We start from the raw sequence: 11,316 nt of genomic DNA on the forward strand, positions 1-11,316 counted from the left end.
CCGCGGCGGCCCGGGCACCCGCCCGGGCCGCTACCACCTCGTCAGAACCGCGCTACCAACTACATGGACTGGCGCTACCATCTGGCGCTGCTCGCCAGATGAGCACGGGGCGTCGGTGGCTGAGTCCACCGTCACGCATGCGGTCGCGAGGATCCGGCGGGAACTGATCGGCACTCCGGCCGATGTCGCGGTCCCGCAGAGCCATGCTCCCGGTGCGGAGGCCGAAGTTGACTTCGGCGAGTTCCAGGCCCTGATCGGCGGGACTGGCCGCGGCAGCCAGAACCACCAAGAGCCCGTTAACCTGCTAGCAAAAGCCCCGGCCTTGCGCCTACCACCGACGGACTCAACCGAAAGAGGCCGGTGGCACATTCTGGCAGCGAGACATGCCCCTCGTCCCTGGCGAAAAACGAAACGGCAGCCGGACCCCGAATCAACTTCGGGACCGGCCGCCGGTCGGGCGATCAAGGCTAAGTCGGTTAAGGCAATCCGACGGTAGCGTAGATCATGTCGTGATCGGATGGAATTTGGCCCACGTAGTCTCCTGAAGCGTCGATGTTTGCAACCGTCTCCCACGACGGCACCCGCATCTTCGAAGTGAAGATGTAGTCAATGTAGGTGCCGTTGGTTCCCGGAGCACTTGCCCGTGCGTGACGCTCGAAACCGTTCCAACTATTGATGTTGGAGTTGGTTACCTTTTCTGCTGTGGCAAAACCGCTCGGTAGTGAGCTGCCATAGGTGTTGCCTAGGGGGTCGATAAGCCCTGCTCCGGTGAACACGTCGTACGGAGCGTTTGAGGGGGTGAGCCACTTACTGGAATTCATGTCTCCAACCATGAGTACAGGTAGGTTCGCAGTGTTCTGGGCTTTGATCACGTCAACAATGGTCTCGGCCTGTTGCCTCCGCAAATCGTTGTATCCCATGTCCTTATCGACTTCCAGGTGGGTGTCGCCGAAAAAGAAATGTTTTCCGGTCGAGAGCTGGATGACCTCCGCCCACGCCATGTATCGCGGGTTCTTCTCGGGGTCCAAGGACGGCAATAGTTTGGAGCCTGAGCGGACAATGGATGTCTTTTCCGTGTTGTAGAAGATTCTCGTGCCTTGCGATGCCCCTTGGTCGACCGGTACGCAACCCGTAGGAGTTTGAGGGTTTTCGCAATTGTTCCGCTTGTCATTGGTCAAGGCATACGCCGCGCCCGCGGCATTTAGGCGGTCCCGCACGTCCTCAAACTGTGAGTACCCGCCGGGCCTGGAATCAGTGCTGAGCCAACCCTGAGATGCCTCCTGAATACCAATGATGTCCGGCATTTTGGAGGAAATGGTGGCGATGACGTCGTCCCTGCGATCGACCCAGGGCACCTCCGTGGGCATGGCGTCCTCGCAGTTGGCGCAATGTAGGTTGTAGGACGCGACGGACAGCGGCGAAGCGATCGCCGGCCGCGGGGGTAACGGTGAGGTCGACACCAAAACCAGCGGCGAGTAAGCGCTGATGTTTGAACCATCGGCAGTAATTATTCGAACTCGCGCGTAATAGATCTTTCCCGGCGTAAGTCCGCGGATGTCTGCTGTCGTCACTGCATACCGGTAGTAGGAAGCTGAGCTTCCGTCCGCATGGGTCCCGATAGCGACCCTGTACTGGATCGCGTTGGGCATGGCGGTCCAAGTCAGTCCAAGGGCAGTCGGAGTCTGTACAGACGTCTTGAGTCCGGTGGGTGCGGCGGGGATGGGGGGTGCTGCGGGGCCGGTTTGGGTGGTGTAAGTGGTGGAGTAGGCGGTGAGGTTGGATCCGTCGGTGTTGAGGGACCGGATTTTGAAGTAGTAGGTGGTGTCGGCTTTGAGGTATTTCACGGTGCCGGTGGTGGGGGTGAAGCGCCAGTAGGCGGCGCCGCTCATGTCGGAGTTGGGGGAGACCATGATGCGGTATTGGCCGGTGCCGGCGACGGCGTTCCAAGCCAGGGTGATCGTGGTGTCGGTCTGGGCTGTGGATTCCAAGCCCGTCGGCGCGATACTGCTGGCAGTGGCGCTTGCAAATAGTGTGGCGGGAACCGCGCCCTGAGCAGGCGCTGAGACACTGATCAAAAGCGCCGCAAGTACTGCCACTATGGCTAGATGCGTCAAATTTTGAATTCGAAAAAGGGTGTGAACCAACTGCATTTGAGACCTCCGGTTCGACGGGTGGGACACAGGATCGGAGCGGCGGACTGACTTCTGAGACTCCGCGCCGAAGCCGAATGGATCCAGCTTCCCGACCTATTTATCTATATCGACTGGGACACTCGATCGGTAAGGGGAATCCTCAGCGTTAATTCTTGAGCGACGCTGGAAGGGCAACTGCGGAGTTGGCCGGGATTTCGGCCGCGCCATCGGTAGCGAGACGGTGGGCCTCCCGAGCCTGTAAACTTATATGCGTACTGTCTGTAGCTGAATCCCGCCGGGCATCAGCCAGCACGCTACGAAATGATATGGGGGGACTTGCCGGATGGCACGAAAGCGCAACGTAATGGTCATTCTGGCGGGTGGCGTCGGGAGTCGAGTGGGGCTCGGGATACCGAAACAGTTGATCAAAATTGCTGGCCGGCCCATTATGGAACATACGCTGGCCATCGCCCACGGGTGTGATCTCATCGATGAGATTTTGGTTCTCATGACAACTGGCCATCTTGATGCTGTCCGGACAATGGTGAACAAAAACGATTTCACCAAAGTGACGGCCGTTCTCGAAGGCGGCGCAGACCGAAACGCAACGACCCAGATTGCATTAGCTGCGCTCGGGGCGGACGAATGCAACGTAATTTTCCATGATGCAGTTCGCCCATTGGTTTCGCAGAGGATTCTCGTTGACGTTGTGGCAGCGTTGGAAAACTACGAAGCAGTCGACGTGGCAATACCATCCGCCGACACGATCATCCAGGTTTCGTTGGAAGCGGGCTTGAGCGATGATCTCACCGATCTTCCGGTCATCAAGGGAGTCCCTCCTCGTGCTTTCCTCAGACGGGGACAGACGCCCCAGGCGTTTCACTTGTCAGTAATTCGGGAGGCTTACAAGATCGCTGCCGGAGACAAGCACTTTGCTGCGACGGACGACTGCACCGTTGTATTACGGTATCTTCCTGGCGTGCCGATCGGCGTCGTACGGGGCGATGAGCGGAATATGAAGGTAACGGAGCCCATCGATATCTACATCGCAGATAAGCTGTTCCAACTGACGCAGACGGACGTAGCGGCTCCCAACAGCCCATCGGGGTACGCAGAAAAGCTCAGGGGTAAATCCGTCGTGGTCTTAGGCGGTTCATATGGGATAGGTGCTGACATAGCCGAGTTAGCTCGCGAATACGGCGCCAACGTCAGCGTCTTTTCCCGGACTTTGACCAATACGCACGTTAATCGCCGCGATGACATCGTCAAGGCCCGGGATGCAGTCATGGCAAAGTACGGCAGGATCGACTTCGTCGTCAACACGGCTGGCGTGCTTCCTCGCGGGCTACTTACTGAGGCGTCTGAAGAGTCGATTTACTTGGCCACCGAGGTAAACTACATTGCCCCGATTTTGATTGCTCAGACCTTCCATGATGAGTTGGCGAAGAGCCAAGGCGCCCTGCTGTTGTTCACGTCGAGTTCATACACTCGTGGACGAGCTGGCTACAGCTTATACAGCTCGGCCAAGGCGGCTACAGTTAACCTGACTCAAGCACTTTCGGACGAGTGGGCCCAGGACAAGATAAGGGTTAATTGCATCAACCCCGAACGTACGGGCACTCCGATGCGAACGCGTGCTTTTGGCAACGAACCCATTGGGGAACTGCTCGATTCGGTTGCGGTTGCTCGGACCAGTTTGGATGTACTCCTAGCAAACACGACTGGCCATGTAGTTGACGTCAGAAGGCAGGACCCGCTCAGCCAGGCTTTTATTGATGAAGACGCGGAGTTGGACCTTGAGGTTGAACCTGTCCACCCGCTGTAGCGGCTCAGAACAAAGTACGCTGGCCCGACTTACGCGGACGGCCATTTGAAGATCGGAGATGGGTCTTGATCACCCGCGGCTCGGCCGACTCGAAAACGGTCTTAATCAAGCGTCTCGTTGACGAGGTGCTTGCGGCTGCTGGCTCTGATGATGCGGCCTTGCAGACGGTCATCGCCGAAAAGTGTAGCGCTTTAATCTCTCGATCAGCCAGAACCGAGCAACTCTTGTGGGAACCGGGCGAACGGGTGTTTGTGCGGTTGGCGGCATTGGCTCGATGGAACGACATACGGGAATTTGGGCGGCTTGGCGGTCTGTCCCGGAAGGCCGTGGCAACCATTCCGGCCGGCTCCGGGTGCTTTCGTGATCTTCCCTTGCGCGCCAGGCTCAGTCCCGTCATCGGCGACGATGCCTTCCTCGTCCCCTCGACCCGTCTAGACCATTACGCCGCACTTAATTCACTCCGTTGGCTTACCAATGGTCATCTCGAGATTCAAGGGATCGCCTACATCGCAGGGTTGCCGTCAGACCCAGGGACGCTGCACCAGCGGCTGGCACTGATCCGGTCAGATGGCCACCAGGAGCACCGCCCAATCCGACGCCTTGCCATTCCGTCCCTCGGCTCAACGGACCTTGATCCTTGGACCAATTACGCCGAAGCCGGCTTTTCAGTTGTCATAGATCCCAAGGACTTGACCGCGGGATCTACGGATGATTCCGCCCCTGGAATACTGTCCACGTGGAATGTGGCCCTCGAATTGACTGTCGGCGAGCATACCCGGACAGTCACTCTCCAGGATCGGACGTACGCAAACGTCATGCGGACGCTTCTCTCGGAGCGGACGCAAAACAACGTTTATGTGTCTCCTGAATTCAGCGATGAGGCGGGGCTGTCACTCGTCGTGCGCAGGGCGGCCATCGTGGTGACCGACGCGCAGATAACTGGTCGTCAAGTACGACTGTCCGTCCGTCAAGCAGGTTCAGTCGCACGCTTCACGAAGGTCGTTGCGACGATGGGTGCCTCGCGCTGCGAGGCGCCTATCGTGGTGAAGGACGACGACGGCTCGCAGGTCCAGCTGTCCCTGCCTCTGCTTGGGGCAAAGGATGGTTTGGACTTTCCACAGTGGACACTGCAAGCGGTTACAGAGGGCGGAATCCGCCGAGCCATTGGCTGGGATTTGTCCTCGTCACCAACGGACGGTCATATCTTCGGTGACGACGGCTATTTGGTGTTGTCAGCCAATGCTGCAGGGAACCTGTGCGCACTGGACAGTCCCTGTGTCACCGTCGTCCACTCCGCCGAGAGTGACCAAGCCAACGGGCCGCTTCGGTTCGTCGTTCAAACCCACAACAAGGGTCCGGCGCTGCTGTTTGCCTTGGTTGGAAGTTCGGTGATACCACTCGACGGCGTCCGTGCAATGGGCGACGGCTTTTTCGAAATCTCGATCCGTTCGATTCCGCGTGGGCAATATAAATTGGAAAGACTTGGAGCCCCAGGCCGAGACATTGCGGTGACGCGTCTCTCAATGGGCCTCGGATCCGCCGAAACCCTGATGTCGGTCAAGGGGCAATCGCTTCAATTGACGGCCAGGACCCGTGGTGGCCTGACTCTGAAGGCGGGACTCCGGCCAGCGCAGGCAAATGCTTCCAATCCTCGCACGCTGACCGGGCTGGTCAGTGTTGTAGTACCGATGCACAATCCAGACATTTACATCGAGGCATGCCTCGGAAGCATTCAGGGCCAAGGCTACTCAAACCTGGAAATTTTGGTCGTCGACGACGGATCGACGGATGGCTCAATCGACTTCGTCGCCCGCGCAGCCGCTGTAGACCCGAGGATAAGGATCTTCCCGCAGGAACAGACGGGCAGCGGAAGCGCAAGAAACCGCGCCATCGCCTCGGCGCGCGGGGAGTTCCTGACCTTTGTCGACGCGGACGACCTGTTGGCCGACGGAGCGCTGACAACGCTGGTCGGAATGTTGAACCGCACAGGTTCAGACTTGGTCGTTGGCGGTGTACAAGCTTTTCAGGGCCAAAAGGTAGACCCGTCGTCGTGGCCGGAATTTCTCGCGCACAAGCCCCAGACCAAGAGAAAACTGTCTACGGCGCCCTACGTGCTAGCGAACATGTCGCCGAGCGCCCACCTTTTTCGCACCAAATATTGGCGTTCCAAAAACCTGCAATTCTCCGCGGACGGTGCGTTCGAGAGCTATGTTCCGCTTGTGACGGCGTACAAGAGCGCTGTGTTCGACGTCGTACCCGACGTTGTGTGCCGGTGGCGTACGTGGACCCAACGAGAAAAGCAGAACGATACTGCGGCCCTTACGAACCGCGCGTCCGGGATGGCCTCCAAGTTTTCCGCCGTCACGGCATCCCTCGCGGAGCACCCGGCAGCGCGTAAGGCCTTCGAAGAGCAGTTCCTGCGAGGCGTACTCATCCGAGCTACTCACGTTGCGCTTTCCAATGGAGATCCGGAGCTGCGCTCGGTCACGTCCACGCAGTGCAAGGCTGTGGTCGGGGCCATCGGAGAAGCGGCGTGGTACTCCGGCCCTGTACCAGAGCGCGTTCACCTTGAACTTGTGGCTGCCGGCCGCTATGATCTTGCCGCCCGACTCTTGGAGACCGACTCCCCGGCATGGTTGGCAGAGAAAGTCACGGTAAGCCAAGGTGGCCTCATTCGAGGCATACCCTTTGCCGATGAGGTCCAACCCGTCCTTTCGGACCGGGCAGCGTTTACTCCCTTCGAGGCGCTGCCTGCCCGTTCGATGCTGACCTCGCTCCGTTGGACCGAAGATGGTTCCCGCCTGCTCGTGGAGGGAGCCGCTTATATAGAGGGTCTCAAAGCAGATTCCGACTCCTTGTCCATATCGTTGGAGCTCAGCGGCCCTAACGGCTACTCGTCGGTCCTTCCGGCGCCTCGCATCCGTGAACCGCGAATTGATCAGTTCAGTGCGGACGCCGTACACAGCTACGAAATGGCTGCCTTCGTTTCGGAAATCGACTTCGAGGTCGTTCTGGGGCATCTTGCAGTACCCGAGCGCGCTGGTTACGTTGCGGCGCTCGACATTCGAATACGACTTGAGGCGCCCACAGTAAAGAGGACTGTCCCCTTCCAGGAGCAGCGTCATTTCCGTATCTTGCAAACAGCCCTCGCGCGATTGCACGGCGACCAGCTGTGGGTAACTCCGCAATTCACGAAGGGCAGCGGAGTCCGGGTGCTTCTCCGGAGGCCTGCCCTCTGGGCCACGGAGGCAATGATCGCCGGGCGAACGCTGACCCTAAAAATTGCGGAATACAACAAGGCTCTAAGTTTCGACCGGATTCGTCTCACCCTGGGAGCGTACTCAAAAACTTGCGCACTGATCGATGTAGGGGATGGAAGTAAGGTTGCGGAAATCGACGTCCCTCAGAACGCGTTGCCCGACGACCCATCTGGGAGGCGACAGTGGACAGTTGATGCTGTCACACCCAACGGTGCCACCCGTCGTGTCGGCTGGTCCAACAGCGAGGTGGGCGTCACCATTTCTGGGTCGTTAGGTCAAAATTCTCTGCGCGTCGAAGCGACAAGCCAAGGGAACCTAACGCTTCTATCGGACCCCCTGTACACCGAGGTCATGGACGCACGGATCGATCAAGACGCCAACTTCTTGGAGTTTGATGTCAGGACGTGGACTGACGGAAGTCTCCCTGTCTTCCATCTCGGCAACGACAGGGTCTCTAGGACCGATATAGACGTCGTTCAACTTGACGACAATCGCTTTACGCTTCGGCTGGCCATGGCCACCGAAGACTGGGGGAGTATCCGACGCCTTCTCCCGCTCGGTCGGTACAATCTGCGCCGTATTCCGGACGACCCGGCTCTCGCTCCGTATTCATCGATCGTCAGGACGTCGACAGATTTCGGTCGACGGACGAACCGCTTGGACAATGAAGTGGTCGGCATTCACATTGGAGCCACCTACGGTGGGAATTTCCGGATCTCCCTGCAGCCTCCCAGGACATTGGAAGAGAAAACACCCGTTGGACAGCAGCGCCTCTACGCTAATTACATTTCCCACCCGAAGCTGCCTCTCGATGACAACGCCTTCTTTTTTCGTTGCTATTTCGGTGAAGTCGCCAATGACAGTCAGGTGCAGATACACAACGAAGTCCTAAGCCGCGTTCCGTCGGCAAAGTTGTATTGGGAGGTCAGTGATTTCTCGGTCGTCCTGCCCGATGGAGGCATACCGGTTATCAAGCGCACCGAGGCGTGGTTCAGGGCAAGAAGTACGGCGAGATACACGTTTTCCAACAATGATGCCGACTGGTGGAAATTACGGCGGCCGGGACAGACGGTCGTTCAAACATTCCACGGCCATCCGTTCAAGCGCATGGGACGCTCCAGGTGGCAGAGTCTGGGTTACGGCCCTGAGAGAGTGGACATCAGGACCGAGGTCAAGAATTCCCAATGGAGCCATATAGTCAGCCAAAGCCCGTGCGCCACTTCCCTTTATGTTGCCGAATACGGATTTACGGGCGAGGTCCTCGAGCTCGGTTATCCCCGTAACGACGTTTTTCACAGTTCCGAGGCAGGGGAAATCACACGGCACACGCGCGAGCTTCTCGGCATCCCTGCAGACAAAACGGTTATTCTGTACGCTCCGACTTGGCGCGAATCAGATCAGAAATCGACGACAGAGACAGTCGCCAGTGATCTCTTCGACGCACCGCGAATTGCAGAAGCGTTGGGGGATGATTATGTGCTGCTGATGCGGGGGCACCGGTACAGTGCCAAGGCCGGACTGGGTGATCGTGGCGCGGCACGCATAATTGACGTAACCACATATCCCGATTCGGCCGACCTCTGCTTAGCATCAGACATTGGGATCTTTGACTATTCTTCTATGCGATTCGACTACGCTGTCACTCGCAAACCAATGATTTTTTACGTACCTGATCTAGATTTATATAAAAATGAACGTGGTTGGTTGTTCCCCTACGAAGACTCGGCCCCAGGACCGTTGGTTTATCAAGAAGATGTTCTGGCGAAAACCATCTTATCTTCGACGGAGTGGTTTCCAGATTTTTCCGCTAAATACGCAGAGTTTGCGGGTTCGTTCGCACCGCGTGAGGATGGCCAGGCCGCAAGCCGAGTGGTCAGTCAGATCGTCACATAGCTTTTCCTACATTCGGTTTTTTACTACCCACTTCGACGTGCTATTCGTGCGGTTTTCTCAGGAGGATAATTTGCGGTCTGGGTCTGTCTATATGGTCGTATTCGACGTTAACGCTAGGAAGGGTGGAATGACGACGGCAATGTTGAACCGCGCTCGTGTTTTCCGCGATAGGGGCCTTCGAGCCTCTATCGTGACATTCGACTATAACCCAAACTATGCGCGCGAAATCGCCGTACTGAAAAGCCAAAACCGTATGTCAGATGACACAGATCTACTGAATATATTTAACTACTATTCAAGTCTTAACACGGCTCGTTTGCCAGCTCGCCGGACCAGCAATCCAGCCCCGAGACAAGTGGATCATTTGGACAAACGACAAGGCGTTGTGCTGCGCGAGGAATACTCCGAACTCGGCATAAAAGTGAGAGAACAAGTTAGAGATACTTCCAGCAACTTGATTAGAGAAGAACGTTACTTCACACCCGATGGATTCTGTTATCTAACCGTACTTGTAAACCCGGACACTAGTGTGCCCACCGCGATATTTGTCCATTTTATCGACGGCAGGCCAACGGAGCATTATCCCAATAACCGCAAGTGGCGTACGGCCTGGATTGATCGCATGGCTCAAGAAGAGCACGTTACGCCCATCGTCATATGTGACGGGCCAGGAAGTGCGCCGACGGTTATGGGGATGGCGACTGGGCTCGCTCGTCGCATTTACCAAATTCACATCAATCACTTTGAAGCACCTTTCTCGTACGGGAGCCCGATAAAGCCCAACCATAACGCAATCTTTAGCAAGTTGGATATTTTGGACAGGGTTGTCGTTCTGACTGCTGAGCAAAGGATGGATGTTGTCAGGGATTATGGACGGCCAGAGAGGTTGACGGTCATACCAAACTTTTGCTCGATTGGTAAAGCGTCGACGATCGAAAAGATACCTGGTCGCGTGTCGATGCTTGTGAGGTTTCATCCGCAAAAGCGGGTAGAAGACGCGATTCGGGCATTTTCGCTTGTCCTGGAATCCAGCCCTGCGGCGACTTTATATATTTACGGGCGAGGTTCGGAAAAAGCAAACTACCATTCGTTGATCAGACACCTTGGCCTTGAGGGAGGGGTTGTCATTGAGGACTACACCGATGATGCTAGGAAGGTTCTCGCATCGTCGGTTTGCACGGTGCTCACGTCGACATATGAGGCGTTCTCGCTTTCTATCGCCGAATCACTGAGTGCTGGAACGCCGGCAGTTGCGTTCGATTGCCCATATGGCCCAGCTTCGTTACTAGAGGACGGACGGAACGGCTATATCATTCGGGATCGCGATATCGATGCGCTGGGGCGTGCCATCCTGCAGCTAGTCAATAACCCTGGCCTGGCCGCGCAACTGGGTGATGAGGGCCGGCGAATCATGGTGGAACGCTATAGCGACGAAATCATCTTCCAACAGTGGAGTGAGTTATTCGACGAATTGGACCAGATAGCTGGATCGCCGACCGGCGGGTAACGTAAGTGGCGAGCGGGGCCGTGCCAGTACAGATAAGTGGGGGCGGTGTTGGAATTTCCATCCGTATCTACCTTACATGGCCGAAGGAGTCGGTGAGGCACTAGGCTGGCCAATGAATTAGGACCTCGCCGATGCGGTCATCCGCCACACCGGAACGTCCCAAAGATCACAACGCCGACAGTAATGTCTGGATGGGCTAGCCCACTCCGCTTCTGCAACTTCTTTTGACTACGCGCTTTACCTATAACTTGCCAGCAAGAAGAAAGCAGAGAGTGTGACTAGCTCACCTCCGATATAGATGTCTAGACAGCTGCTAATGAGTCAGAAAATATTTCTTCACCGGTGACCTTTTTTGGAGCATACGGTTCAACACTATTCCGAACGCGGAGAAACCCTTTGACAAAGGCTTCTATGTTGGTTACATCGAGGTGAATAAAGGCATTAGGTTCGTAGTCCCACCAAGCAAGTTCGCTCAGCATTTCGATTTGATCGTCGTTGAACCGTTGACGTATCAGCCTGGCGGGGTTTCCGCCGACAATAGTGAATGGAGCAACGTCTTTGGTTACAACTGAGTTTGAAGCAATGACGGCCCCATCGCCTATGGTAACTCCGGAATTGATACTTACGTTTTGCGCGATCCATACGTCGTTACCTATGACAGGCAGACTCTTCTGCATATTCTGAATAGAAACACTCGGA

At 56.5% G+C, this 11,316-nt stretch carries 5 protein-coding genes; 3 read left to right on the plus strand and 2 right to left on the minus strand.

Translation table 11 applies throughout. From position 1 onward, the window contains the following. Positions 1-476 precede the first annotated feature (476 nt). Entirely contained in the window at positions 477-1,988 is a 1,512-nt protein-coding gene (locus IV498_RS09800; RefSeq protein WP_269046378.1) for a fibronectin type III domain-containing protein, read from the minus strand. Between the two features lie 508 nt (positions 1,989-2,496). Between IV498_RS09800 and IV498_RS09805 the strand changes: the two genes are divergently transcribed. From IV498_RS09805 to IV498_RS09815, 3 genes are all read left to right on the plus strand, one after another. Next, positions 2,497-3,957, plus strand: coding sequence for a bifunctional cytidylyltransferase/SDR family oxidoreductase (locus tag IV498_RS09805; RefSeq protein WP_269046379.1), 1,461 nt, complete (start codon positions 2,497-2,499; stop codon positions 3,955-3,957). Positions 3,958-4,022: 65 nt separating this feature from the next. Next, complete coding sequence (locus tag IV498_RS09810; protein WP_269046380.1) at positions 4,023-9,110, plus strand: bifunctional glycosyltransferase/CDP-glycerol:glycerophosphate glycerophosphotransferase; 5,088 nt, start codon at positions 4,023-4,025, stop codon at positions 9,108-9,110. Between the two features lie 127 nt (positions 9,111-9,237). Next, positions 9,238-10,617, plus strand: coding sequence for a glycosyltransferase (locus IV498_RS09815; RefSeq protein ID WP_269046381.1), 1,380 nt, complete (start codon positions 9,238-9,240; stop codon positions 10,615-10,617). 302 nt (positions 10,618-10,919) lie between these two features. On the opposite strand, the gene IV498_RS18895 is transcribed toward IV498_RS09815, so the two are convergent. Beyond that, a partial coding sequence (locus tag IV498_RS18895; RefSeq protein WP_330059401.1) for a CatB-related O-acetyltransferase occupies positions 10,920-11,316 on the minus strand: 397 nt, incomplete at its 5' end.

Source organism: Paenarthrobacter sp. Z7-10, assembly GCF_026932795.1.
In the GTDB taxonomy this organism is placed as follows: Bacteria; Actinomycetota; Actinomycetes; order Actinomycetales; family Micrococcaceae; genus Arthrobacter_M.